Source organism: Saccharothrix luteola (assembly GCF_020859565.1).
GTDB lineage: Bacteria > Actinomycetota > Actinomycetes > Mycobacteriales > Pseudonocardiaceae > Actinosynnema > Actinosynnema luteola.
This window is the reverse complement of the sequence record NZ_JAJHUO010000010.1, coordinates 246,769-271,778: the sequence shown is the minus strand read 5'-3', so window position 1 is coordinate 271,778 and position 25,010 is coordinate 246,769. Positions and strand designations below refer to the sequence as shown.

25 protein-coding genes are annotated in these 25,010 nt (G+C 71.7%); 16 read left to right on the top strand and 9 right to left on the bottom strand.

Going from position 1 to position 25,010, the window contains the following annotated elements; translation table 11 throughout:
- Nucleotides 1-95: 95 nt before the first annotated feature.
- Nucleotides 96-653 carry a TetR/AcrR family transcriptional regulator gene (locus LNK82_RS16515; protein ID WP_230567864.1) on the top strand — a complete coding sequence of 186 codons (558 nt, stop codon included), beginning with the start codon at nt 96-98 and terminating at the stop codon, nt 651-653.
- A gap of 15 nt (nt 654-668) precedes the next feature.
- Here the strand turns inward: LNK82_RS16515 and mce are convergent, their stop codons facing one another.
- Nucleotides 669-1,112 (bottom strand): methylmalonyl-CoA epimerase, encoded by a 444-nt coding sequence (mce, locus tag LNK82_RS16510; RefSeq protein WP_230567863.1) that lies wholly within the window; start codon nt 1,110-1,112, stop codon nt 669-671.
- 125 nt (nt 1,113-1,237) lie between these two features.
- On the opposite strand from mce, the gene LNK82_RS16505 reads away from it, so the two are divergent.
- The 4 genes from LNK82_RS16505 to LNK82_RS16490 are packed head-to-tail and all read left to right on the top strand — an operon-like array spanning nt 1,238 to nt 4,512.
- The gene (locus tag LNK82_RS16505) at nt 1,238-2,434 is read left to right on the top strand and encodes an acetyl-CoA C-acetyltransferase (protein WP_230567862.1); all 1,197 of its coding nucleotides are present in this window, start codon (nt 1,238-1,240) and stop codon (nt 2,432-2,434) included.
- Nucleotides 2,435-2,489: 55 nt separating this feature from the next.
- A complete protein-coding gene (meaB, locus tag LNK82_RS16500) occupies nt 2,490-3,410 on the top strand; it encodes a methylmalonyl Co-A mutase-associated GTPase MeaB (RefSeq protein ID WP_372470503.1) in 921 nt (306 codons plus the stop codon).
- Complete coding sequence (locus LNK82_RS16495) at nt 3,407-3,991, top strand: hypothetical protein (protein WP_230567861.1); 585 nt, start codon at nt 3,407-3,409, stop codon at nt 3,989-3,991. Before meaB ends, LNK82_RS16495 begins: the two co-directional genes overlap by 4 nt.
- Complete coding sequence (locus LNK82_RS16490; RefSeq protein WP_230567860.1) at nt 3,988-4,512, top strand: hypothetical protein; 525 nt, start codon at nt 3,988-3,990, stop codon at nt 4,510-4,512. The genes LNK82_RS16495 and LNK82_RS16490 overlap by 4 nt, the downstream gene beginning before the upstream one ends.
- On the opposite strand, the gene LNK82_RS16485 is transcribed toward LNK82_RS16490, so the two are convergent.
- Nucleotides 4,484-5,338 (bottom strand): arylamine N-acetyltransferase family protein, encoded by an 855-nt coding sequence (locus LNK82_RS16485; protein WP_230567859.1) that lies wholly within the window; start codon nt 5,336-5,338, stop codon nt 4,484-4,486. The two genes, LNK82_RS16490 and LNK82_RS16485, sit on opposite strands and share 29 nt — an antisense overlap.
- 115 nt (nt 5,339-5,453) lie before the next feature.
- Between LNK82_RS16485 and LNK82_RS16480 the strand changes: the two genes are divergently transcribed.
- The 3 genes from LNK82_RS16480 to LNK82_RS16470 are packed head-to-tail and all read left to right on the top strand — an operon-like array spanning nt 5,454 to nt 8,135.
- Nucleotides 5,454-5,852, top strand: coding sequence for a pyridoxamine 5'-phosphate oxidase family protein (locus tag LNK82_RS16480; protein WP_230567858.1), 399 nt, complete (start codon nt 5,454-5,456; stop codon nt 5,850-5,852).
- Nucleotides 5,853-5,897: 45 nt separating this feature from the next.
- Nucleotides 5,898-7,478 (top strand): GAF domain-containing sensor histidine kinase, encoded by a 1,581-nt coding sequence (locus tag LNK82_RS16475; RefSeq protein WP_230567857.1) that lies wholly within the window; start codon nt 5,898-5,900, stop codon nt 7,476-7,478.
- A 9-nt stretch (nt 7,479-7,487) separates the two neighbouring features.
- Complete coding sequence (locus LNK82_RS16470) at nt 7,488-8,135, top strand: response regulator (protein WP_230567856.1); 648 nt, start codon at nt 7,488-7,490, stop codon at nt 8,133-8,135.
- 3 nt (nt 8,136-8,138) lie between these two features.
- Here LNK82_RS16470 and LNK82_RS16465 read toward each other — a convergent pair whose 3' ends face one another.
- Nucleotides 8,139-9,632, bottom strand: a complete 1,494-nt coding sequence (locus LNK82_RS16465) for an alpha/beta hydrolase (protein WP_230567855.1) — start codon at nt 9,630-9,632, stop codon at nt 8,139-8,141.
- 129 nt (nt 9,633-9,761) lie between these two features.
- Here LNK82_RS16465 and LNK82_RS16460 point away from each other — a divergent pair, with 129 nt between their 5' ends.
- Nucleotides 9,762-10,760: a hypothetical protein gene (locus LNK82_RS16460; RefSeq protein ID WP_230567854.1), complete on the top strand. Its 999-nt coding sequence runs from the start codon at nt 9,762-9,764 to the stop codon at nt 10,758-10,760.
- A gap of 219 nt (nt 10,761-10,979) precedes the next feature.
- On the opposite strand, the gene LNK82_RS16455 is transcribed toward LNK82_RS16460, so the two are convergent.
- Nucleotides 10,980-11,984: a class I mannose-6-phosphate isomerase gene (locus LNK82_RS16455; RefSeq protein WP_230567853.1), complete on the bottom strand. Its 1,005-nt coding sequence runs from the start codon at nt 11,982-11,984 to the stop codon at nt 10,980-10,982.
- The gene (locus LNK82_RS16450; protein WP_230567886.1) at nt 11,981-12,964 is read right to left on the bottom strand and encodes a LacI family DNA-binding transcriptional regulator; all 984 of its coding nucleotides are present in this window, start codon (nt 12,962-12,964) and stop codon (nt 11,981-11,983) included. Before LNK82_RS16450 ends, LNK82_RS16455 begins: the two co-directional genes overlap by 4 nt.
- A 227-nt stretch (nt 12,965-13,191) precedes the next feature.
- On the opposite strand from LNK82_RS16450, the gene LNK82_RS16445 reads away from it, so the two are divergent.
- The 4 genes from LNK82_RS16445 to LNK82_RS16430 all read left to right on the top strand — a co-directional run bounded on the left by LNK82_RS16445 (nt 13,192) and on the right by LNK82_RS16430 (nt 18,089).
- Nucleotides 13,192-15,426: a GH92 family glycosyl hydrolase gene (locus LNK82_RS16445; protein WP_230567852.1), complete on the top strand. Its 2,235-nt coding sequence runs from the start codon at nt 13,192-13,194 to the stop codon at nt 15,424-15,426.
- Between the two features lie 117 nt (nt 15,427-15,543).
- Nucleotides 15,544-16,458, top strand: coding sequence for an ABC transporter ATP-binding protein (locus tag LNK82_RS16440; protein WP_230567851.1), 915 nt, complete (start codon nt 15,544-15,546; stop codon nt 16,456-16,458).
- A complete protein-coding gene (locus tag LNK82_RS16435; protein WP_230567850.1) occupies nt 16,455-17,498 on the top strand; it encodes an ABC transporter permease in 1,044 nt (347 codons plus the stop codon). The genes LNK82_RS16440 and LNK82_RS16435 overlap by 4 nt, the downstream gene beginning before the upstream one ends.
- A gap of 264 nt (nt 17,499-17,762) precedes the next feature.
- Nucleotides 17,763-18,089, top strand: coding sequence for a DUF3817 domain-containing protein (locus LNK82_RS16430; protein WP_230567849.1), 327 nt, complete (start codon nt 17,763-17,765; stop codon nt 18,087-18,089).
- A gap of 4 nt (nt 18,090-18,093) precedes the next feature.
- Here the strand turns inward: LNK82_RS16430 and LNK82_RS47700 are convergent, their stop codons facing one another.
- A complete protein-coding gene (locus tag LNK82_RS47700) occupies nt 18,094-19,128 on the bottom strand; it encodes a phosphotransferase (RefSeq protein WP_230567848.1) in 1,035 nt (344 codons plus the stop codon).
- Between the two features lie 55 nt (nt 19,129-19,183).
- Nucleotides 19,184-19,687, bottom strand: coding sequence for a MarR family winged helix-turn-helix transcriptional regulator (locus LNK82_RS16420; RefSeq protein ID WP_053721863.1), 504 nt, complete (start codon nt 19,685-19,687; stop codon nt 19,184-19,186).
- Between the two features lie 41 nt (nt 19,688-19,728).
- Between LNK82_RS16420 and LNK82_RS16415 the strand changes: the two genes are divergently transcribed.
- The 3 genes from LNK82_RS16415 to LNK82_RS16405 are packed head-to-tail and all read left to right on the top strand — an operon-like array spanning nt 19,729 to nt 21,934.
- Nucleotides 19,729-20,031: an MTH1187 family thiamine-binding protein gene (locus tag LNK82_RS16415; RefSeq protein ID WP_230567847.1), complete on the top strand. Its 303-nt coding sequence runs from the start codon at nt 19,729-19,731 to the stop codon at nt 20,029-20,031.
- A gap of 25 nt (nt 20,032-20,056) precedes the next feature.
- Nucleotides 20,057-20,902, top strand: coding sequence for an SCO6745 family protein (locus LNK82_RS16410; protein WP_230567846.1), 846 nt, complete (start codon nt 20,057-20,059; stop codon nt 20,900-20,902).
- Nucleotides 20,903-20,944: 42 nt separating this feature from the next.
- A complete protein-coding gene (locus LNK82_RS16405) occupies nt 20,945-21,934 on the top strand; it encodes a tetratricopeptide repeat protein (protein WP_372470501.1) in 990 nt (329 codons plus the stop codon).
- Between the two features lie 174 nt (nt 21,935-22,108).
- Here the strand turns inward: LNK82_RS16405 and LNK82_RS16400 are convergent, their stop codons facing one another.
- Nucleotides 22,109-23,545 (bottom strand): neutral zinc metallopeptidase, encoded by a 1,437-nt coding sequence (locus tag LNK82_RS16400; RefSeq protein WP_230567844.1) that lies wholly within the window; start codon nt 23,543-23,545, stop codon nt 22,109-22,111.
- A gap of 64 nt (nt 23,546-23,609) precedes the next feature.
- Nucleotides 23,610-24,986, bottom strand: coding sequence for a neutral zinc metallopeptidase (locus LNK82_RS16395; RefSeq protein ID WP_230567843.1), 1,377 nt, complete (start codon nt 24,984-24,986; stop codon nt 23,610-23,612).
- Nucleotides 24,987-25,010: the final 24 nt, after the last annotated feature.

The following is a 25,010-nucleotide window of genomic DNA, read 5'->3' as shown; positions in this document are numbered from 1 at the left end:
ATCGTCGGTGATCCAGGCGCGAGCGGACGACTTCCAGGCGACCGAGCCGCCGTCTGCGGAGCGGCGGCAATCCAACACGGGAAAGGGCGCAGGCATTGGCAGAGGACTCGTCGGCCCGGGAACGGATCCTGCAAGCGGCCGAGGAGTTGTTCGCCGAGTCGGGTTTCGACGCGACGCCGACCTCGCGCATCGCCGAACGGGCCGCCGTGCCCAAAGGGCTCGTGCACTACTACTTCCGCCGCAAGACCGACCTGCTGGCGGCGCTCGTGCAGCGCCTGCCGGACGGCAACGTGGACGCGCACCGGGTGGTGGTCGTCGGCGACATCGCGGAGAGCCTGCGCAGGCTCGTCGCGGCGCTGGACGCCCGGCTCGACTCGTCGCCGCTGCTCAGCCACCTGCTGTGGCGCGAGGCGGACACGCACAAGGCGGTCCGCGACGCCCTGCACGAGCGCTACCAGTCGGTGGTGCGGCAGATCCGCCACGTCATCGTCGCCGCCGGTGGCGCGGCGGTGGCCGCGAAGGACGTCGACAGCGCCTCCGCGCTGCTCGGCCTCGCGGTCAGCTACCGGCACTCGGTGGCCCGCCACGCGCCGGACGACGACCGGATGGACCTGGAGCTGACGTTCGTGGCCGCCGCCCTGGAGCGCCCGTAGGCGACGACCTCGGAGCTAGTGGGTCGCCGCGGGCTCGACTAGTTCCACCAGCACGCCGCCCGCGTCCTTGGGGTGCACGAAGTTGACCCGGCTGTCGGACGTGCCGCGGCGCGCCGCCTCGTACAGCAGCCGCAGGCCCTTGCCGCGCAGCGCCTCCGCCGCCGCGTCCACATCGGACACCCGGTAGGCCAGCTGCTGCAGCCCCGGCCCGGACCGGCCGATGAACTTCGCGATGGTCGACTCCGGCGTCAGCGGCGCGAGCAGCTGCACGGCGGTGCCCGTGCCGTCGTCGCCCGGCGCGCGCAGCATCGCCTCGCGCACGCCCTGCTCCTCGTTGACCTCCTCGTGCGCGACCTCGAGGCCGAAGTGCTCGCGGTGGAACGCGATCGCGGCGTCGAGGTCGGGCACGGCGATGCCGACGTGGTCGATGGCTGTGACGAGACCGCGCAGTTCTTCCATGGCCGGATAGGCTAGTAGCCGAATCGGTGCAGGTCGCGCTGTGCGACGCCTCACAGGGCTACCCTGCGGTAACCGTGGGTATCGTGGCCAGTTAACAACCGCTTACACCCGCTGTGGAGGCCGCTGTGTCCGGTTCCGTCATCGTCGCCGGGGCCCGAACCCCGATGGGGCGACTGCTCGGATCGTTGAAGGACTTCTCCGGCGCCCAGCTCGGTGGCGTCGCGATCAAGGCGGCCCTGGAACGGGCCGGGGTCGCGCCCGAGCAGGTGCAGTACGTGATCATGGGACAGGTGCTGACCGGCGGCGCGGGCCAGATCCCGGCGCGCCAGGCCGCGGTGAACGCGGGCATCCCCATGACCGTGCCGGCGCTCACGATCAACAAGGTGTGCCTGTCCGGCATCGACGCGATCGCGCTGGCCGACCAGCTGATCCGCGCCGGCGAGTTCGACGTCGTGGTCGCGGGCGGTCAGGAGTCGATGACGCAGGCGCCGCACCTGCTGCCCAAGTCGCGCGGCGGGTTCAAGTACGGCGACGTCACGATGATCGACCACATGGCGCACGACGGCCTGTTCTGCGCGTTCGACCAGGTCGCGATGGGCGCCTCCACGGAGAAGTTCAACGCCCGCTACGGCCTGACCCGCGAGGAGCAGGACGCGTTCTCGGCCCGGTCGCACCAGCTGGCCGCCAAGGCCTCGGCGAACGGCGTCTTCGCCGAGGAGATCGCGCCCGTCTCCATCCCGCAGCGCAAGGGCGACCCGGTGCTGGTCGCCACCGACGAGGGCGTGCGCGGTGACACGACCGTGGAGACGCTGGCCAAGCTGCGCCCGGCGTTCGCCTCCGACGGCACGATCACCGCCGGCTCGGCGTCGCAGATCTCCGACGGCGCGGCGGCCGTGGTCGTGATGAGCAAGGCCAAGGCCGAGGAGCTGGGCCTGACCTGGCTGGCCGAGATCGGCGCGCACGGCGTCGTGGCCGGCCCCGACGCCAGCCTGCACGAGCAGCCCGCGAACGCGATCAAGGCCGCGTGCGCGAAGGAGGGCATCGACCCGGCCGACCTGGACCTGGTCGAGATCAACGAGGCGTTCGCCGCGGTCGGCGTGGTCTCCACCCGTGAGCTGGGCGTGCCCGAGGACAAGGTCAACGTCAACGGCGGCGCGATCGCCCTGGGCCACCCGATCGGCATGTCGGGCGCCCGCATCGCGCTGCACCTCGCGCTGGAGCTGAAGCGGCGCGGCGGCGGCGTCGGCGCGGCGGCCCTGTGCGGCGGCGGTGGTCAGGGCGACGCCCTGATCGTCCGCGTGCCCAAGGGCCCCGCTGCCTAGGGTCTTCCAGGAGTGGGCCGCACCGTTGACGTAGCCGAGCTGGTCGACCGCGCGGCTGCCCTTCCCGCGCGCGGTCGCCAGGCGGATCTCGCTCGTCGAGGACGCCGGCCCCCAGCTGCGCGAGGTGGCGTGCGCGCTGGCGCCGTTCTGCGGCAACGCGCAGGTCATCGGCTTGACGGGCGCGCCGGGCGTCGGCAAGTCCACGTCGACGTCCGCGCTCGTCGCCGCCTACCGCAGGCGTGGCAAGCGGGTCGGGGTGCTGGCCGTGGACCCGTCGTCGCCGTTCTCCGGCGGCGCGCTGCTCGGCGACCGGGTGCGGATGGGCGAGCACGCCACCGACCCCGGCGTGTTCATCCGGTCCATGGCCACCCGCGGCCACCTGGGCGGGCTGTCCTGGGCCACGCCGCAGGCGTTGCGCGTGCTCGACGCGGCGGGCTGCGACGTGGTGCTGGTCGAGACCGTCGGCGTCGGCCAGTCCGAGGTCGAGGTGGTGTCGCTGGCCGACACCACGGTGGTGCTGCTCGCGCCCGGCATGGGTGACGGCGTCCAGGCCGCGAAGGCGGGCATCCTGGAGATCGCCGACGTGTTCGTGGTCAACAAGGCCGACCGCGACGGCGCCGACCAGACCGCGCGCGACCTCAAGCACATGATCTCGCTGGGCCGCCGGGAGCGGGAAGGCGGCTTGTGGCGGCCCCCCGTGGTGAAGACGGTCGCGTCCCGCGCCGAAGGGCTGGACGAGGTGGTGGACGCGATCGACGCCCACCACGCGTGGCTCGTGGAACGCGGTGAGCTGGAACGACGTCGCGCGACGAGGGCCGCGGGCGAGATCGAGGCCATCGCGCTGGAGCGGTTGCGATCCCGGATCGGCGGATTGCGCGGCGCGTCCGCGCTCGAAACCCTGGCCAAACGGGTCGTGGCGGGTGAGCTGGACCCCTACGCTGCGGCTGACCGACTGGTCGAGGGGGTGGGGGCATGATGACGCCGGTGGTGATCGACATCGGTAGGCGGGACGTCCGCCGCGTGCTGATCGGGGGCGCGGTGGCCGGTGCGCTGGGCGTGGCGGCACTGGTGGGGGCCGTGACGGCGTACGCGGACGGTGAAGGGGTCGGCGGCACGATCGGGCTGGTCATCGGGCTGGCGTTCACCGGCATCACGTTCGGTGCGATCGTCAACTGGAAGAAGATCTCCCGGCCGCGCAAGCTCGTCCTGGAGCTGCCGGGCGTGCGGTGGGACGACCCGGCCGGCGCACCGTGGGCGGTCGCCTGGCCCGAGTTGGGCGGCGTGCGGATCTCGCGGACCCGGGAACGGGTGTTCCACCCGGCCGACTCGGTGGTGCGCAAGACCATGATCCGGCTGGACCTGCTGCCCGCCGACCACCAGGCTTTCCGGGACCGGCACGCCGACATGGCGCACCTGGCCCGCGAGGACGGCGCCTACCGGCTGCCGCTGGGCGACGCGGCGGCGTTGGTCCCGGTGGTCGAGCGCGCCGTGCTCGGGTTCGCACCGCACCTGTACCGAGGGGTGCAGGACGAGGGTTTCACTGTGGGGTTGTCGTGAGAGAGATCGAGATTCCCTTCGGCAACCGGGCCGAACGACGTGCCGGGCTGGCGGTCCAGCTCGGCTTCACGCTGTTCGGCGTGCTGCTGATGTTCCTGTCGTACGCCGACGGCCACCTCGCGGCCATGTTCGTCGGGCCGCTGGTCGCGCTCGGCGGCCTGATCGGCGGCGGCGTCTGGCGGCGGAAGGCCCGGCTGCGCCGGCTCGTGGTCGAGCCGCAAGGCCTGCGCTGGGAGGAGAAGGGCAAGACGTGGGCGGTGCCCTGGTACGAGCTGGCCGGGGTGTCGCTGTCCTACGACGCCAAGCCCAAGCCCGCGCTGTGGCTCCACCTCGTGCCGAACGACCCGAGGGCCTTCTCCCTCACGTACCGCAGCGTGCCGATGACCCCGTTCGGCCACTGGGTCCAGTTGGCCGACGACACCGGCAACGACCTGCTCGACCTGGCGTTGAAGCGGCACGCGCCGCAGCTCTACCGGGGGTACGTGACGCACTTCACCGCCGGTCGGGGCGCGACCGTGTGACCAGGTGTGCCTCGTGCTGGGACACCGCCTTGCGCCACAGCGGTTCGCGGTCGGGCTCAGGGAGGACCAGGCCGTAGACGTCGGCCAGGGCGGTGAACCAGTCGGCCCGGTCGTCCAGCACGGTCCTGGTGGTCGTCTCCTCGATCCGGGACAGGGTCAACGCGCGCAGCACGTCCCAGCCCCCGGCGTCGGTCCGCAGCACGCCGAAGGTGCGCACGAACCCCGACTCCGGCGACGTGGACAGGTCCACGTGCCGGTCCGCGAAGTGGTCGAGCCCGACCGCGTCCGGCGCGAAGTGCATGGCGTGGAAGCTCCCGCGCACGTCGTGCCCGAACCGCCACGCGCCCGGAGCCGCCGTGGACGGCCCCAGCTCGAACGTGAACGGGCCCTGGCGGTGGACGCCCGCGCGCAGCGGCAACGGCGAGTGCAGGCCGTCGCCCAGCCCGGCGTCCACCAGCCAGACGTCGTCGGAGTCCGGCAGGTCACGCACGGTGAGCGCGAGGTGGCTGCGGCTGATGCTCGGCTCGTCGTCCGCCGTCATCTGCACGCCGCCGGGATGCCTGGTCACGTGGTAGCCGAGCGCGTGCAGCAGCTCGGCGAACGCGCCGTTGAGCTGGAAGCAGTACCCGCCGCCACCGGCCAGCACGCGGGCCGCCGAGTCGAGCGGGTCGAGCGAGGCCACGCGGCCGAGCTGGATCTCCACCGTCTCGTACGGCACCCGTTCGGCGAACGCCCGGTGCAACCGGGTCAACGCCGCCACGCTCGGCGGCTCGGCCTCGTGCAGGCCGAGGCGGCGCAGCAGCGCGAGTACGTCGAGCGATGCCATCTGGAAATCCCCCATCCGGGTGGGATGCGTCGAAGCCGGGACTTCCGACTCTAGGCAACGACGATCACAGCGCCGAACGTTTATCCCAGCGACTGGGGCGTGACGAAGAGGTGCGATGTACGACTCCGCTGGACTTCAGGTCCTGTCCCGCGAGGAATGCCTGGAACTGCTCGGCACGGCCGCCATCGGCCGCCTCGTCTACACCCACATGGCCCTGCCGGTGGTGCACCCCGTCGTGTTCGTGCTCGACGGCGAGTGCGTCGTGCTGCGCGTGCCGGACGGCAGCGCCACCCTCGTCGCGCGGGACACCATCGTGGCGTTCCAGATCGACGACGTCGCCTCGGACCTGTCCCGCGGCTGGTCGGTGATGGCGGTCGGGCACGTCACCGAGGTCGAGGAGCAGGCGCGGCTGGCCCGGCTGCGGCAGCTGCCGCTGGCCTCGCGCGGGGTCGGCGGCGGCGACCACTTCCTGGTCGTCGACCTCGAGGTGCTGTCCGGGCGTCGCATCCCCTAGGCGGAGGCGTTAACCTCGGGATCTCCGACTCGGAGGTGGTCTCGGGTGGCCGGATCCCCGGACGCGAACGCCGCGACGCGGCTGGACGGCCTGCTGCGCGAGCTGACCGACCGCACCACCGAGGTGGTCGTCTCGCAGGAGCGGCTGCACCGGCTGCTGGCCGCGGTCGTCTCGCTGGCCAGCGACCTGTCGCTGCCCGACGTGCTGCGGCGCATCGTGGAGTCCTCGTGCGGCCTGGTCGGCGCCCGGTACGGCGCGCTGGCCGTGGTCGGGCCGAACCGGCAGCTGCTGGAGTTCACCTACGACGACGGCCACCACAACACCGACTTCGAGAAGACCGGGTCGGAGGCGGCGACGTTCGACCCGTCCGGTCCCGGCTTCCTCGGCGTGCCGGTGCACGTGCGCGGCGCGGTGTTCGGCAACCTCTACCTCAGCGACAAGGCCGACGGCTCCGACTTCACCCGCGCCGACCGCGAGCTCGTGGTGGCGCTGGCCGCGGCGGCGGGCATCGCGATCGAGAACGCCCGGCTCTACGCGCAGTCGCAGCAGCGGGAGGTGTGGCTGCGCGCGTCGAACGAGGTGACGAACGCGCTGCTCACCGGCACACCGGACCGGGACGCGCTGCGCCTGGTCGCAGTGCGCGCCCGCCTGGCCGCGGACGGCGTGAACGCACTGCTGGCGCTGCCCGACGTGCAGGGCGAGCTGACCGCGCGGGTGGTGGACGGCGACGTGCGCGGGTTCAGCGCGTCCGGCGAGGGCCGCCCGGCCCACGAGGTGTTCGAGACCGGCCGGGCCAAGGTGCTCGACGGGCTGCCCGGCCAGCGCCGGATCGGGCCGGTGGTGTTCGTGCCGCTGGCCGCCGGGCAACGGGTGCTCGGCGTGCTGATGGTGGCGCGTGCGCGTGGGCAGCGACCGTTCGACGCCTCCGACGTGGCCCTGGTCGAGTCCTTCGCCCGGCAGGCCGCGCTGATCCTGGAGTTCACCAGGGCGACCGGCGCCGGGCGGCGGCTGGCCGTGCTGGAGGACCGCGACCGGATCGCCCGCGACCTGCACGACCTGGTCGTGCAGCGGCTGTTCGGGCTCGGCCTGGGGTTGCAGAGCCTGAACGGGCTGGTGGAGCAGCCGCTGGTGGCCCAGCGGCTGGCGGACTTCGTCACCGAGGTCGACCAGACCATCCGGGAGATCCGGCGCACCATCTTCTCGCTCCAGGAGCCGCCCGCCGGCGCCGCCGACCTGCGCGCCCAGCTGATGAAGGTGGTGCAGGAGTCGGCCCGGCTGCTCGGCTTCGAGCCGGCGCTGGTGCTGGACGGCCCGATCGACTCGGTGGTGCCCGACCCCGTGCGGCCGGACCTGCTGGCCACGTTGCGCGAGGCGCTGGCCAACGCGGCGCGGCACGCGTCGGCGACGAACGTGCAGGTCGAGGTGGTGGTGGACCGCGCGGCGACGAGCCTGCGGCTGGTCGTGCGCGACGACGGCGGAGGCCTGCCGTCCGGTCGGGGCAGGCACACCGGCGGCCTGGTGAACATGGCGGCGCGCGCGGCGAGGTGGGACGGTTCGTGCGAGGTCGAGTCGGCCGAGGGCCTGGGTGTAACGCTGACGTGGTCCGTCCCGTTGGTATCGGTGTAGGGAGGGCCCATGTCCATCTCGGTGCTTTTGGTGGACGACCACGAGATCGTCCGGCGGGGACTGCAGCAGTTGCTGGCGGTCGAGTCGGACATCGAGGTGGTCGGTGAGGCGGAGAGCGCCGCCGCGGCCGTGGCCGCCGCCGCGTTCCACCGGCCCGACGTGGCCGTGATCGACGTGCGGCTGCCCGACGGCGACGGCGTGACCGTGTGCCGGGAGATCCGTTCGACGGTCCAGCCGCCGCCCGCGTGCCTGATGCTGACCTCGTACTCCGACGACGAGGCGCTGTTCGGCGCGATCATGGCGGGCGCGGCCGGGTACATGCTCAAGCAGGTCTCCGGCAACGACCTGGTGTCCGCGATCCGCACGCTGGCCGGGGGCGGCTCGCTGCTGCACTCGGGCGTGACCGCGACCGTGCTGCAACGGCTGCGCGGCGGACCGGTCGAGGACCCGCGCTACGCGGCGCTGAGCCCGCAGGAGCGGCGGATCCTCGACCTGATCGCCGAGGGCCTGACCAACCGGCAGATCGCGAACCGGCTGTTCCTGGCCGAGAAGACGGTCAAGAACTACGTCTCCTCGCTGCTGCACAAGCTCGGCTTCGACCGCCGGACCGAGGCCGGTGTCTACGCCGCGCGCCGGCGGCAGGCGGGCGGGATCTAGCCCCTACAGCGGCCAGCCGACCAGGGGGCGCGTGCTCGCGGCGGCGGGCGCGGTCGGGTCCGGCAGGGGCGTTCCCGCGCAGGTCAGGTCACGTGGCGGCAGCTCGCCGTCCACGATGAACGCCTCCACGATGTCGTCCACGCAGGGGTTGCCGAAGGCGTAGATGCCGTGGTCGCCCTCGTCGGTCACGGTGAGCATCCGTGAGCCCGCGAAGTGGCGGTGGGCCCGCTCGGCGCCTTCCACCGGCGTCGCCGGGTCGCGCACCGACTGCACCATGAGCACCGGCGGCACGCCCTTGCCGGTCGGCTTCTTCAGCTCCAGCGGCGGGCGGTCCCAGAACGCGCACGGGGCGAGCCGCTGGTAGAAGCCGTTGAGCGGGTACAGCTCGCCCAGCCGTTCCGCCTCCCGCGCCAACGTGGTGCGGTTGTGCCGGAACTTCGTGTCGTTGCACGTGACGGCGTACAGCGTGGCACTGGGCGCGTCCGGGTACCGGGCCACCAGCGCCGTCGCGCCGGTCCGCGCGGCCTGCCGGAGCGTCGCCAGGGTCTGCGCCCCGTCCTGGAACAGCAGCTTGCTGTACTGCGCCCGGGTCAGCACCATGTCGAGCGCGAAGCCGTCGACCGCGGTGCCGTCCGGCAGCGTGAGCGGGTTCGCGGCGAGCTGCGCGCGGGTCGTCTCGTAGGCCTGGCGGACCTGCTCGGCGGTCGTGCCCAGGTGGTAGACGCCGTCGTACCGGGCCACCCAGGGCAGGAAGTCGGTCCGGAACCGGCGTTCGACGGCGTAGCCGAAGTTGTCGAAGATGTCCTGGAACGTCGAGGTGAAGTCGGGGTTGGAGTCGAGCACGACCTTGTCGACCCGGTCGGGGAAGTAGGTGGCGTAGTACGCGCCCATCCAGCTGCCGCCCGAGTAGCCGATCCAGTTGACCTTCTCCCGGCCCAGCAGGCGGCGCAGCAGGTCGAGGTCGTGGACGGTCTGCTCGGTGTTGACCACCTCGCCGAACTCGCCGGAACGGGTCTGGCACGCGGTGGCCTGGAGCCGGGCGGCGTCGTAGAGCAGGTCGGTGTTGGCCCGGCTGCGGTCGCGCGGGTCGGCGATGCCCAGCCAGCTGTACCCGCCGCAGGTGGCGTTCGTGCTCGCGCCCGTGCCGCGCGGGTCGATGCCGATGACGTCGAGGTCGGTCACCAGCTTGGCGCGGTCGGCGTAGAGCAGCGGCAGGCCCCGGCCGGGGGCGCCCGGACCGCCCGGGTTGGTCAGCACGACGCCCTTGGCCTGGCCGGAGCGCGCCTTGAGCCTGCTCACCGCGATGGTGATCGTGCGGCCGTCGTCCGGCGTGCGCCAGTCGAACGGCGCCTGGAACGTGCCGCACTCCAACCCCGGGAGCTCGGCGCACGGCGACCAGGTGATGGTCCGGTGCGGCCGTGGCTCGGCCTGCGCGTACGTCGGCAGGGCCGCGCCGATCAGCGCCGCGGTCACGGCGATCGCGGTCCTCGCTCGCATGGATGTCCCCCTCCGTCGAGGCCCCCACTCCATCGCGCACGTAGGCTGGGGGACAACCGCAGAAAGGCCCTGTTCGGCTCTACGAAAGACTTAGGCCACTCGGGCTCGGAGGAAAGTAAGGTCGCTGGAGTGGGGATTTTCCGGAGGAAGCGGCCTGCCGCGATCGCCCGTGAAGTGGTGCGGGACCACACCTACGACGACGCGATCCTGGACATCGCGGCGGAGGAGATGGACGCGGGGCACCTGAGGGCGGCGACCACGGTGCTCGCGGAGTGCCGTGACGACCCCGAGGTGAGGGCGTTGCGGGCAGAGGTCCTCGGCGAGCACGCCATCGGCCACGCCGACGAGCTGCTGGAGCTGGCGAAGAACAACACCGACCCCGACCTGTGGCTGCTGGCCGGCACGGCGTTCATCCGGGAGGCGTGGGCGATCCGCGGCTCCGGGCGGGCCGACAGCGTCGGCAAGGACCGGTTCAAGGTCTTCTTCGGGACCCTCCGCAAGGCCGTCGGCCCGCTGCACGAGGCCGCGAAGCTCCTGCCGCGCGACGCCGTGCCGTGGGCGCAGTTGCAGACCGCGGGCCTCGGGTTGCAGGTCGACCGGGACCAGAAGGACGAGGTGTGGCGGGAGGTCGTGGCGCGGTGCGCGTCGCTGTACCCGGCGCACTGGACCCGGCTGCAGATCCTGGCGTCGAAGTGGGGCGGGTCGGCCGAGGAGATGATGGCGTTCGCGCAGGGCAGCGTCGACGCCGCGCCGCCCGGCGACCCGGTGGTCGCCATGCTGCCGCTGGCGCACTTCGAGATCTTCCTGGAGCAGTTCGAGGACGCCGTGCAGGCGCGGTCGGCGTTGAAGATCGCGACGCTGAAGATGCGCTACTTCACCCGGCACCGCGAAGAGATCGCCACGGCGGCGGACAAGTGGGACTCGACCCCGACCAAGCCCCACCCGCGCGCGTTGCAGGCCCACAACCTGTTCGCGGCGGCGTTCGCCCTGGCCGACGACGCGCCGCGGGCGAAGCGCCACCTGCTCGGCATGCGCGACCACGTGCACGACGTGCCCTGGGCCTACGTCGCCTACCTGGCCGACGACCTGGAGAAGGAGTACTCGGAGCTGGCCAACAAGTACCTCTGACCGCGCGAGAGTCCTACCTCCAGCCCGCGTGAGTCCTACGTTCGCACCGCACGTGTCCTACGTTCAGCGCACCCGAGTTGAACGCTCAGGCGCGCCACGGGACGCGTGAGCGTTCAACTCGGGGGACGCGAATGTAGGACACGCGCGTTCTGGACGTAGGACTCACGGGCGCTGGACGTAGGACTCTCGGGTGGTCCAGCAGCGCTGCCAGTCCACCTCTCAGCTCCGCGGCGCCGATGGCGGCCGGCACCGGATGGCGACCACGTCGCCCGTCACCACGACCTCGCCCGCCGCGTGCGGCACGACCACCGTGCTGCCCCGGTGCACCGCGACGGGACCCAGCGTGCCGGCGCCCTCCAGCACCACGAACACGCCGAACGAGGGCTCCAGCGCCGCCGTGCCGGACACGTGCAGCCGGTCGGCGCGGAAGAACGGGTCGGCCTGCGCGTCGAACAGGTCCACCGACGGCCCGGTGAGCGCCTGCGTGCGGCGCACGAGGTCGCCGGGCGACTGGGCTCGGCGCTCCAGGCAGTCCAACGCCTTGTCGTAGCCCAGACCGAGGTGCCCGGCCTCGGCGTCGGCCAGGAAACCCCGCCACTCCAACGTGACCGAGAAGTCCGTCGGCTGCTGGAGCTCGACGATGAACACTCCCTCGCCGATCGCGTGCGGCACGCCGGCGGGCACGAACACCGTGTCGCCGGGCGAGACCTTGACCGGGTTCAACGCGGCCAGCATCGCCGCGGAGTCCTGAGTGGACACCCAGTCGGCGGCGACGGCGGCGGGCACGTCGTCGCGGAACCCGATGTACACCGTCGGGTCGGGCCCGGACGTGCCGATCACGATCCACGCCTCGGTCTTGCCGTGCCGGCAGCCCAGGTGGGTGGACGCGAACGCGTCGGACGGGTGGCAGTGCACCGGCAGCCGCTGCCCGGCGTCGAGCAGCTTGACCAGCAGCGCGGTGTCCGCCCCGAACTCCGCCGCGTGCTCCGGGCCCAACCACCCCGCCGGGTCCGCCGCCACCGCGTCGCGCAACCACCGCCCGTCCGGCAGGCGGGTCAACCCGGCCTCGTCCTTGCCGAACTGCGTGGTGGTCGACGCGACCCAGTCCTCGGGCCCGCGGTCGGCCACGTCCCGGTTCCGGAACGCCGCGATGGCCGCACCGCCCCGGTAGAACTGCCGCGGCTGGTTGGCCTCCAGCGCGACGGGCTGGGTGTCGGAACTCATGCGCGCACCTCTCCTGATCCACGGGCCACCAACCGGACCGGCAGGACGACGCGGCGCGGTGGGGAGCCGTCGCCGTCCAGTCGGGCGAAGAGCAGGTCCGCGGCTGCCTTGCCGAGCGCGCTCGCGTCGTGCGCGATCACGGTCACCGGCGGCGAGAGCAGGTCGGCCAGCTCGAAGTCGTCGAAGCCCACGAGGGCGGGCCGCACGGCGCTGCCCGCCAACGCGCGCACCGCGTGCACGGTGATCCGGTTGTTGCCGGTCACCACGGCGGTGGCCGGGTCGGCGGCGTTCTGCAGGCCCTGCAACGCCTTGCGCACCGACTCCTCGTCGTGCGGGCCCATGACGACCAGCGACTCGTGGTAGCCGATGCCGGTCCGCAGGCAGCCCTCGCGGTAGCCGCGCAGGCGTTCGTTGGCGGTGAAGATGTCCGGCGCGTCGCCGAGGAACGCGATCCGCCGGTGCCCGAACGACGCCAGGTGCGTGACGGCCTCGGCGGTGCCGCCGATGTTGTCCACCAGCACGGTGTCGGCGACCACGTCACCGGCCGGCCGGTCGAGGAACACCACCGGCGTGCCCGCCCGCATCTCCGGCACCAGGTACCCGTGCTGCAACCCGGCGGGCACGATCAGCAGGCCGTCCACCCGCCGTGAGCAGAACTCCAGCGACAGCTCGCGCTCCCGCGCCGGGTCCTCGTCGGACGACCCCGTGATCACCTGACGGCCGCGCAGCCTGGCGATCTCCTCGACCGCGCGCGTGACGCCCGAGTAGAACGGGTTGCCGACGTCCTCCAGCACCAGGCCGACCGTGCCCGTGGACGAACCACGGCGCAGGTTGCGCGCGCTGAGGTTGCGCCGGAAGCCGAGCTGGTCGATCGCCGCGAGCACCCGTTCGGCCGTGGCCGGGTGCACGCCTGCCTCGTCGTTCACCACGCGTGAGACGGTCTTGATGCTGACGCCCGCCAGCCGCGCCACGTCGTTCATCGTGGCACGCCGCACCTTGCGGGCGCCTGCCGCGCCGTTCGGGGACAACGTTGTCATAGTGGGCGAATCACACACCGCCCGTTCACAGATGTCAACGTGCCGACCTGTCTCGAACCGGACAACCCCTGGTCTCGGGAATCCCGGCAGCTCGATTACGGAGAGTGCGTGGACAGCGTTGTCATCGAACGGCGGAGCCGCTCGGCGCGTCGTGACCTTATGGTGGATCGGTGACGGCTGACCCGGTGGAGTCGGTGAACACGTTCATCGGCACGAAGGACGACGGGAACACGTTCCCGGGCGCGTCGATGCCGTTCGGCATGGCGCACTCGAGCCCGATCGGCTCGCACTACGCCGGTTACCGCTACGACGACCCGGTGATCCGCGGGTTCGGGCACTTCTTCCTGTCCGGCGCGGGGTGCTCCGAGCAGGGCGGCCTGGTGTCGATCCTGCCGACCACCGGCCTGCCGCGCACCTTCGACCACCGGGCGTACGGCGCCGCCTACACGCACGAGGGCGAGGTCGGCAAGCCCGGTTACTACCGCGTGCGGCTGGCGTCCGGCATCACGGTCGAGACGACGGCGACGACCCGAGCCGGGGTGGAGCGGTTCACCTTCCCGGCCGGTGTGACGCCGCACGTGCTGGTGAACGTGGGCCAGGCGAACGACGGCGAACCGGTCTTCGCCAGCGGCGTGCGGGTGGTGGACGACCGGACGTTGGCCGGAACCGTGGTGGCGCAGGCGTTCTGCGGCGGGAAGCCGTACACCACGTACTTCACCACGACGTTCGACCGGCCGTTCCGCCGGACCGGCAACTGGGGCGGCGCGGAGGGTGGCGCGGGGCTGCGCGGGCAGTGGGTGACGTTCGACGACGGCCCGGTGACCGCGGCGACCGCGATCTCGCACGTGGACGCGGACGGCGCCACGAAGAACCTCGCCGAGGCCCGGGGGAAGACGTTCGACGAGTTGCGCGCGGCGGCTCAGGAGGCCTGGCGGCGTGAGCTGTCGAGCGTCGAGACGTCGTCGACCGGGACCGACCGCACCGTCTTCTACACCGCGCTCTACCACGTGCTGTTGCAGCCGTTGACGGGCAACGACGTGGACGGCCGGTACCGCGGGTTCGACGGGCGGGTGCACACGGCCGACGGCTGGACCTACCACGAGTTCTTCTCGCTCTGGGACACCTACCGGGCGCACAACCAGCTGCTGGCGCTGCTGCGGCCGGCGCGGGCGAAGGACATCGCGCGGTCGGTGCTGGCGATCCACGAGCAGGGCGGCTGGCTGCCCCGCTGGGCCTACGCCAACCAGGAGACGAACACCATGACCGGCGACCCGGTCACGCCGTTCCTCGTCGACCTGTGGCGGTTCGGCGCGTTGGCGGGCTTGGAGGAGCGGGCCTACGAGGCGTTGTGGCAGAACGCGACCGGTGTGCCGCCCACGTCCTCGCCGTTCGAGGGCAGGGCGGGCAACCCGTCCTACCTCCGGAACGGATTCGTGCAGTACGACAAGGACTTCCGCAAGAAGGGGCAGGACGTCGACCCGCACCACGGCGCTTCGGCGACGTTGGAGTACGCGCTGGCGGACTGCTCGCTGTGGATCATGGCGCTCGCCCTGGGGCACGAGGACGACGCCGAGATCCTGCGCCGTCGCGGGCTGAACTACCGCGTGCTGTGGGACTCCGCGGTGTCCGACCGGGGGTTCACCGGCTTCCCCCGGCCGAAGCTGCGCGACGGCAAGTGGCTCGCGCCCTTCACCCCGCAGGGACCGGACGGCTTCCACGAGGGCACGGCGTGGCAGTACCAGTGGCTGGCGCAGCAGGACGTGCCGGGCCTGGTGGAACTGCTCGGCGGACGTGACGCGGCGCTCGCCCGCCTGGACGACTTCTTCGCCTACCCGGACCTGGTGGCGGACCCGGCGGGGACGGTGCGCTCGAAGTGGGTCGTCGGGCCGTACAACTACTACAACCAGTTCCGCTACAACCCGAACAACGAGCCGGACCTGCACGTGCCGTGGATGTACGCGCTGGTGGGGCAGCCGTGGAAGACCTCGGCCGTGGTGCGGGCGGCGCAGACGTTGTTCGTCGACGCGCCGAACGGCGTGACCGGCAACGACGACCTGGGGCAGATGTCGGCCTGGTACGTGCTCAGCGCCCTCGGCCTGTACCCGGTCACGCCGGGCACGGGCGACTTCGTGCTCAACGCGCCGCGGTTCGACCGGGCGGTGATCCACCTGGAGAACGGCCGTGACATCACCATCACGGCGCCCGGCGCCGACCCGTCCGGGCTGCAGTACGTGCGATCGCTGCACGTCGACTCGGAGCCGTGGGACCACGCGTACCTGAACGTCGACCGGCTCGCCGGCGCGCACCTGGACTTTGCCCTCACCCCGGACCCGGCGGAGGCGACGTGGGCGACTCGTCCGGCGTCGGCACCGCCCTCTCCCTGCACGGGTGAGCACGTCTCGTAATCGGGTTCGCGCGCACAGCTACCACGGGATGCGTCGAAAGTCTCGATCGTCGTCTACTTCGGTCGCGAACGGATCGAAGTGCCGCCGGCGGGTCCCGGTACCGCTTACCGTCCAGCCATGACAGGGGCACGCATACCGGCCGTCGTGGTTGCCGACATCAGAAAGAGCTACGGCGAGCTGAAGGCGGTGGACGGCGTCTCGTTCACCGTCGCCGAGGGGGAGTTCTTCGGCATCCTGGGGCCGAACGGCGCGGGCAAGACGACCACGCTGGAGATCGTCGAGGGCCTGCGCAAGCCCGACGGCGGCCAGGTGACGCTGCTCGGCGAGCAGCCGTGGCCGCGCAACCCCAAGCTGCTGCCGCGCATCGGCGTGCAGCTGCAGGCGTCGAGCTTCTTCGAGAAGCTGACCGCCCGTGAGCAGCTCCAGACGTTCGGCTCGCTGTACGGCGTGAGCCGGCGCAAGGCCGACGAGATGCTGGAGCTCGTCGGCTTGACGGACAAGGCGGACGTGCAGGAGAACAAGCTCTCCGGCGGCCAGCGCCAGCGCCTGTCGATCGCGTGCGCCCTCGTGCACGACCCGGACCTGGTCTTCCTGGACGAGCCGACGGCCGCGCTGGACCCGCAGGCCAGGCGCAACCTGTGGGACGTGCTGCGCGCGATCCAGGCCAGGGGCAAGACCATCGTCTACACGACGCACTACCTCGACGAGGCCGAGATCCTGTGCGACCGCGTGGCGATCATGGACCGGGGCCGGATCCTCGCGATGGACGCGCCCGCGACGTTGGTGCGCGGCCTCGACGCGCCCACGCACGTGGTGCTGCAGAAGGGGTTGCTGACGCGTGAGGCGGCGCGTGGCATCAGCGGGGTCGACGACGCGCACGAGGACGAGGTGTCGTTGACCATCTCCACCCGCAAGCCCGCGCCGGTGCTGTCGGCGCTCGCCGAGCGCGGCACGTTGGACGGGTTGCAGGTGCGCACCGCCACGTTGGAGGACGTCTTCCTCGACCTGACCGGACGGGAGTACCGCGCATGACCGCGTTCCGGAGCCTGTCGGCCGCGATGATCAAGGGCTTCCTGCGGGACAAGATGACGTTGTTCTTCGTCTTCCTGTTCCCGCTGATGTTCCTCGTCGTGTTCGGCCTGCTGCTCGGTGACTCCGGCAGCGACAAGACCAAGATCGCGGCGGTGGGCGAGGGGCCCGTGCTGACGACGTTGGAGCAGACCGGTGCGATCGAGCTGGAGAAGTACGAGGACACGGCCGCCGCACGGCAGAAGGTGGACGACGGCGACCTGCCCGCCGCCGTGGTGGTGTCCGGCGACCGCGTGGAGCTGATCTACGCGGCGAGCGACCAGGTCGCGGCGGGCACCGTGCTGGGGATCGTGTCCGGGGTGGTCGACAAGATCAACCTGGGTGCGGCGGACGTGGCGCCGCGGTTCACGTTGGAGACGAAGTCGGTCGAGGACGCGTCGCTCAAGCCGATCCAGTACCTGACGCCGGGCATCCTGTCGTGGGCGATCTCGTTCTCGGGCGTGTTCGGCTCGGCGCTGACCATGGTGGCGTGGCGGAAGAAGCAGGTGCTGCGGCGGATCCGGCTGGCGCCGGTGAGCACGACGACCGTGCTGACGTCGCGGGTGGTGGTGAGCGTCGGCACGGCGGCCGTGCAGGGCGTCGTGTTCGTGGCGGTGGCGTCGCTGCCGTTGTTCGGGTTGAAGTTGACCGGTCAGTGGTACCTGGCGCTGCCGTTGCTGGTGCTGGGCACGATCGCGTTCTTCGCGATCGGGATGCTGGTGGGCGCGTTCTGCAAGACGGAGGAGTCGGCGTCGGGGGCGGCGAACATCATCATCATGCCGATGGCGTTCCTGTCGGGCACGTTCTTCCCGGTGGAGAACGCCCCGGCGTGGCTGCAGACCGTGTCGAACGTCTTCCCGTTGCGCCACATGAACGACGGCATGCTGGACGTCCTGGTGCGCGGCAAGGGCGTGGAGGCCCTCGTCGTCCCCTCCGCCGTCCTGATCGCCTTCACCCTCGTCGTGGGCTTCATCGCCGCCCGCATCTTCCGCTGGGAAGACTGACCGGCGTGTCGAACCTCCAGCGCCCGCGTGTCGAACGCTCGGCGCCCGCGTGTCGAACGTTCAGCGCTCGCGTGTCGAACCTCCAGGACCCCCGAATTCAACGCTCAGGTTCGCGTGGACGGCAGGGTCTGCCGTCCTGAACGTTGAACTCGGGGGTCCCGAGTGTTCGACACGCGGGACCTGGAGGTTCGACACGCGGGACCTGAGTGTTCGACACGCGGGGGTGGGGTCGGGGTGAGGGGGGTCACTGGCCACAATGGGGGCATGCTTAGCAGCGCTGTTGGTCGGTTCCGGTTGCTCGCCATGGCCGAGGCGGTGTCGTGGGCCGGTCTGTTGATCGGCATGTTCTTCAAGTACGTCGTGGTGGAGAACGAGATCGGCGTCAAGATCTTCGGGCCCGTGCACGGCGCGATCTTCGTCGGCTACGTCCTGGTGACGCTGATGCTGGCGCACCGCTGGGACCGCAAGACGCTCGTCCTCGGCCTGGTCGCGAGCATCCCGCCGTTCGGCACCGTGGTGTTCGAGCGCTGGGCCAACCGGACCGGTCGACTCGACGAAGCCCAGGACCAGGCTCAGACCGCCGAGGACTGAGCGTTCAGACGGCCAACGACCGGGCGCGCGCCAACTCCGCCTCCGGATCACCGAGGTGGTACACGCGTTCGCTCGGCTCGATGTTGTCCAGGAACTCCTGGTACACCACCGCGCCCACGAGATGTGACGCCGGTCGGGCGTGCCGCAGCGCGCTCGCCGGATCGCTCGACGGGTAGTGGCGCAACCACGCGTCGACCCACACGCGTTCGATCACCGCCCGGAACTCCGGCGCGACGAACCCGATCAGCCGCGCCGCGTCCAACGCCGGGTGACCCCAGTGCGCGTCACCCCAGTCGAGCACGACACCGCCGGAACGCCAGTTGCCCGGGTGGAAGTCGCCGTGCAGCAACGTCTCGGGCAACCCGAAGTCCGGCACCCGCACGCCGCGCACCCGCAACCGCGGCTCACCGGCCAACGCCGCCTGCACCGCCACCCACCGCGGCACGATCCGCTCGACCACGTCCGCACCCGGCTGCCAGCAGTCCACCCCCGGCGCCTCCGCCAGCAGCACCCGCCCTGGCTCGGCCGCGATCACCGACGGCGCCAACGACGGGTCGACCGACGCCACCAGCCCGATCACCGCGGCCTCGTCCGCCATGAACGGCGGCGTGGCCTTCGCCCACACGTTCCCACCCGCCGTCGGCAGCCGGTACAGGCACGACAGGTTCCACGTCTTCACCTGCACGGCCGGCCCGGTCACCTCGACGTGCCGCCGCGCCCACGCGACCAGCGCCGCCGGCCCGCCCGGACGCGCCCACGCCTGCCGCAACGGGTGATCCGCGAACGAGTGCCGCCCACCGCCCGACAGACCGCGGTCCGGCACGCGGTCGGCCTCCACCTGGTACGTCACCACGCCGTCACGCGTCCCCGGCGCACTGGTCCCGACGAGCCGCAACACGCTCGTCGTCACGCCGAGCACCCGGTCCAGGTGCGCGGTCACGGGCTCGACGTCGTTCCACCACGGGCTGTCGACGGTGAACGGCTCCGCCGCACCGACGAACCGGCCGCCGACCGTCACCAGAGCCCTGATCTCCCGCACGACGTGCAGCGTGGCCGGGCAGGCGCCGCCGTGTCGACCGAATTCAGCCCGAACGTCAGTCCTCGAAGTCGCCGACCGCGCGGCGGACCTTCGCCAGCAGGTCGGTCAGCTGCTCGGTCTGCCGGTCGGTCAGCCCGCGCAACCCGAACTCGACCCCCGTCACGGCTTCCGTGGCCGCCTCACGCCGGGCGTGCCCCGCCTCGGTGATCTCCACGAGCGTGGTGCGCCGGTCGGTGGGGTGGGGGTTGCGGCGCACGAGTCCGTCGGCTTCCAGCCGGTCCACGATGTTCGTGACGCTCGTCGGGTGCAGCTGGAGCCGTTCGCCCATGACCCGCATCGGCAGGCTGCCCGTGCGGGCGAACGTCAACAGCACCAGCGCCTCGAACCGCGCGAACGTCAACCCGTGCGGCTTGAGGGCGGCGTCCACGGCGGACTGGATGATCTGCTGTACTCGCATGACGCTGGTGACCGCCGCCATCGCCGTCGACGGTCCGATCCGCTTCTCCCACAGCTCGGCGGCGCGCGCGATGGGGTCGAACGGCAGCGGCTGGGACGTCATGCGCCGAAGCTACCAGTGGGTACCCCGACCAGGAGGCAGTAGTGCTCGTCGCGTTCAGTGTCAGCCCGCTCGGCGGGGAGTCCGACGGCGTGGCGGAGGCCGTCGCCCAGGCCGTGCGGGTGGTCCGCGAGTCCGGCCTGCCCAACGAGACCAACGCCATGTTCACGCTGGTCGAGGGCGAGTGGGACGAGGTGATGGCGGTGGTGAAGAAGGCGACGGAGGTCGTGCAGGCCACCGCGCCGCGGGTCAGCCTCGTGCTCAAGGCGGACATCAGGCCCGGCTGGACGGGCCAGCTCACGGCCAAGGTGGAGCGGGTCGAGCAACACCTGGCAGCTGACGAGTAGTCGGACGTCCGACTAACTTGACGACATGGAGCCGAGAGACCTGTGGGTCCGCTTCGAGACCTACCACGACGTCACGTACTTCTCGCCGGAGTCACGGGCGGTCACCGACGCGCTGGGCTGCAAGGGCGGCTGGATGGGCTACTTCGGCCAGCGCGCGGCGCCGTTGGGCCCGGCGTCGCCGGAGGTCGTGACCGCCGCGTTCTACAGCTTCCACCCGCGCATGGTGGCCCGTGCGCTGCCCGACGCGTGGGACGTGGCCAGTCCCGCCCGCTTCCTGGAGGCACGGCTGGAGGGCGTCGACCGGGCGCTGCGGCGGATGCTGGAGACGCTGGACGTCGCCGAAGCCGCCGACCTGGCCGGGCAGGCGGCGGAGGCCGCGCCGACGGCCGGGCGGGTGCTGGCCGCGGCGAACGGCGTGCTGCCGGTGCCGGACGAGCCGCACCTGGCGCTGTGGCAGGCGTGCACGACGTTGCGCGAGTCGCGTGGTGACGGCCACATCGCCGCGCTGGTGGCCGCCGACCTCGCACCGTGCGAGACGTTGGTGCTGTTCAGCGCCGACAAGGGCCTCGACCCGGCCTACATGCGTGCCGCTCGTGGCTGGTCGGAGCAGGAGTGGCGGGAAGCCGAAGCGACGCTCACCGAGCGCGGTCTGCTCGACGGCGGCCTCACGCCGGCCGGTCGCGCGTTGCGGGAGGACGTCGAACGGCGCACCGACGAGGCCGCCACCCGTCCGTGGGAAGTTCTCGGCCCGGCGGGCACCGCTCGCTTCGCCGAGTTGACGACCCCGATCGCGCTCCGCCTGGGGCGGCTGAACGAGGCGATGCGGACGAACCCGATGGCGATCGACCCGGTCGCGCAACTCCCCGGCTAGCCGCGCGTGGCCGGCCGCCGGACTCGTGCCAGGATGGAAGGCGTGACAAGGCCAGACCCCCGAAAGACCGCCGCACTGTCCGCCGCGTTGTCCGGGGCGGTCGACCTCGGCGCGCTGAAGGCCCGGGCCGACGCCGCGAGGCAGCGCGCCACCACCCCACCCCCGTCCTCCGGCTCCGGCGGAGCCGTCGGCGGTTCGGACGCCGGTCCGAGCCCGTGGGTGCTGGACGTCACCGAGGCGACGTTCCAGTCGGTTGTCGAACGCTCCCTGGAGATCCCGGTCGTCGTCGAGCTGACGGCGTCGTGGAGCCCCGAGGCGGGCCAGCTCTCGCCGGTGCTGGAACGCGCCGCCAGGGCGGGCGGCGGCACCTGGCTGCTGGCCAGGGTCGACCTCGACGCCAACCCGCGCATCGGCCAGGTGTTCGGCGTGCAGTCCGTGCCGACCGTGGTCGCGATCGCCGGCGGCCAACCCCTGGACGCCTTCGCCGGACCGCTGCCGGAAGCCGAGTTCGGCCAGTGGATCACCCGCCTGCTGGACGCCCTGCGCGACCGCCTGCCGGGCATCAAGGCGGCCGAGGCCAACCGCGCGGCGGGGCCGGGCGCGGAGCCCGTCGCCGAGCCGGAGGACCCCCGCTTCACCGCCGCCGAAGACGCCTTCGAGCAGGGCGACTTCGCCGCCGCCGAGGCCGCTTACGAGGCGATCCTGGCCGCCGAACCGGCCAACGCCGAGGCCAAGGCGGCACTGGCCCAGGTCCGGTTCACGGCTCGGGCCGAAGCGGTGCCCGGCGACGCCATCGCGAAGGCCGACGCCAATCCCGACGACGTGGACGCCCAACTGGCCGCCGCGGACCTGGAGCTGGCGACGAACGACGTGGACCAGGCGTTCAAGCGACTGGTCGACACGGTCCGCCGGGTCTTCGGCGAGGATCGCGACAAGGTCCGCGAGCACCTGGTGGGCCTGTTCGAACTCTTCCCGCCGGACGACGACCGGGTCGCCAAGGCCCGTCGCAACCTGGCCAGCGCCCTGTTCTGACCTACTCCACTTCCATTCCCACGCCCGCTCCTGCCACTCTCGTCACGCCTGACAGGGGTCCATTCGCCGGACCCCTGTCAGGCGTGATCAAAGCTTGAAAAGCATGTCCGGCGAGGACGCTTTCAGTCTTTTGATCTTTTCGTGCTCTTCGTACTGCTCGAACTTCGAACCTGCTCAGCCCGCGTACTTCCGGGTGCACAACCCGGCGCCCTGGTAAAACCCGTCCCGGAACGCCTCGACGCGGGCGAAGCCCGACGGCACCACGGTCCCGTTCACGTCCGCCGCGATCAAGCTCTTGTCGGCCAGCAGCTCGGCCACCGCCTCGTCCAGATCACCGGACGACAGGCGCAGCCGCGCGCTGCTCTGGGTCGTCGTCCCGGCCCACGCCCCGGTCAGGCAAGCCGTCCGCAACCCCGCCGCCGGACCCTCCAGCCCGTACCCGGTCGCCTTCTGGATCGACAGCGCGAACCGCGACGCGATCTCGGCGAACGCGGCGAAGTCGCCGATCCCGCCCTTCTGCCCGCGCTTCGGCGGCGTGCCGATCTTCACCAGGTCGGGCAGGTCGATGGAGATCGAGTTCGTCGCCGGGCAGTACGCCGCCGGCGAGGTGTCGCCGCCATCGGGGCACTCCGCGGACGACGAGGTGGACAACGCGGGCGGCGTGGCGGCGGCATCCTTGAACGCCGCGTGCAGCGACTCCTCCAGCAGGTCGAGCGACCGCTTGTCGTCCACCTTCAGGTTGCCCTTGCCCTGCCCGGTGTCCTGGTCCTGCGAGTCGAACTTCTGCTGCGTGATCCGGGCCTTGATCTCGGCCTCGTCGATCTCCGCGCACCGCGACGGATCACCCGCGAACCCGAACTGGAACGCCGACACCCGGTCGAACGCGCTGCCGTGCGCGCCCTGCTTCTCGGCCGACGTGCCGGCCGCGTCCCGGATGAAGAACATCGTCGCCAGCACCTGGTTCAACCCGGGCCCGGTCGAGATGCGGAAGTGCTTGGCCTTGCCCTCGGCCACCCACCGGAAGAAGTTGCCCGCGTAGCAGTCGGCCTGCTGCTCCTTGATGATCGACGGCGTGGCCTGGTTGATCCCGCCGATGTCGCCGAGCTTGTACTGGATCGCGTGGCCCATCTCGTGCGCCAGCACGGTCACCACCGACATCGGCCCGAACGCGTCGTCCAGCATCGGCAGCAGCTCACCGCGGTCCCACGCGATCGAGTCGTCCAGCGAGCAGTAGAACGCGTTGGCCACGCCGGCCGTGTTGGTGCGGCAGATCTCGACGCCCTTGCCGTTGGAGTCGTAGGACACCAACCGCTTCACCGGCTCGAACTCCTTGCCGAACCGCGCGGGCAGCTGCTCGGCCCAGTACTCCTCGACGTCGGCCAGCGCGTTGATCGCGAGCCGGTCCATCTCGCCGCCGTCGGCGTTCTCCACCTGAAGGTCGGCGTCCGGCACGCCCGGCTTCGCGCCGCTCTCCCCGGTGGTGATGTCCAACCCGGCCACCTTGGTGACGTCGGGCCGTTCGGACCGCCCTTGGCCGCTCACCGTCTGGGTGCACCCCGTCAACGCCAACGCGGTGACGAGCGTCGCCGCGACCCAACCCCGTCGAGCCATGCCCAAGCCCCATCCCCGGTCCGTGCCGATCCAAGCCCGAACCCTACTTGGCCGGCTCGCGGAGTCAGGCCAAACCGCAGGCTTTGACGCCCTCGAACACGCCGCCGCGGAACACCTCGACCCGCTTGAACCCCGGACCGAGCGTCGCCGAGCCGGTCGCGTCACGGGCCGCGTAGTCGTAGGCGAGCAGCACCTGCACCGCCTCGTCGAGGTCGCCGGGCGACAGCCCGAAGCCCTTCTGCCGGGTGAACACCTCCCGCGTGTACGCGCCGGCCAGGCACAACGCGCTGGTCGCCGCACGTTCGCCTTCGAGGTCCACGTCCACCGCCGCCATCGCGGCCATCGCGTAACGGCTCGCCAGCAGCACGCCCGTGGCGTAGTCGCCGATCTCGGCGTGCAGCTCGGGCAGGTCGGACTCGACCTCGAACTCCACCGACTTGTCCGCCGGGCAGTACGCCACCGGGCCCTGGTCGCCGGAGCAGTCCGGCTCCTCCTCGGTCGGCGTGGACTTCGGCTCGGTCCACTTCTTGCCCGCCTGCTCGACCAGGGCCTTGTAGTACAGGTTCAGGTCGGGCGTGACGTTCTCCAGCATCTCGTCGAACGGCAGGTTGCCGCCGCGGTCGCGGTCGTCGGCGGAGGTGAACGCCTGCTGCGTGAACACCCGGTTCTCCGTCGACATGGCCGCGCAGAACCCGGTGCCCTGCTGGTAGCCGTCCTGGAACGCGGACACCCGGTCGAACGCGTTGCCGTGCGCGGACCGGTCGCTCGCCGAGGTGCCGACCGGGTCGCGGAACGTGATCAGCGCGCCCAGCGCCGAGTCCAGCGTGTCGGAGCCGATGTCGAGGTGCTCGGACTTGCCGTCGTTGACCCACTTGATGAACGCGCCCGCGAAGCAGTCGGCCATCGCCTCGGTGAGGATCGTGGGGAACCGCTGCGGCTCGCGCCGCTCGGCCTCCGGCGTGATGCCCATCCGGTTCTGCACGGCGTGGCCCATCTCGTGCGCCAGCACGATCACCACGGCCGCGTCGCCGAACCGGTCCTTGAGCACGGGCAGCAGCGCGGCCCGGTCCCACGCGATGGCGTCGGCGCTCGGGCAGTAGAACGCGTTGCCCTCCACGTCGGCGGCCTTCTCGGTGCACGGCGGCGGCTTGGCGGAGGGGTCGGCGGTGTCGACCGAGTAGATGCCGCCCTCGATCGGCTCCCACGGCTTGTCGAACGTGTCCGGGAACGCCTCTTCCCAGAACGCGTCGATGTCGGTGACGGCGGTGGCCGCCAACTGGTCGATCGGGCCGCCGTCGGTGCCCCGGATGAAGCCCGGGTCGACGGTGCCCTTGGTGACGGCCTCGCCCGCCACCGGTTTGCCCGGGATCGCCTGGGCACAGGCGCTAGCCGTGAGCAGGACCGTCGCCAGCAGGACCAGCCGAGCCGATACGAGCCGCATTGGCCCATTGTGCCCGCGCCGAAC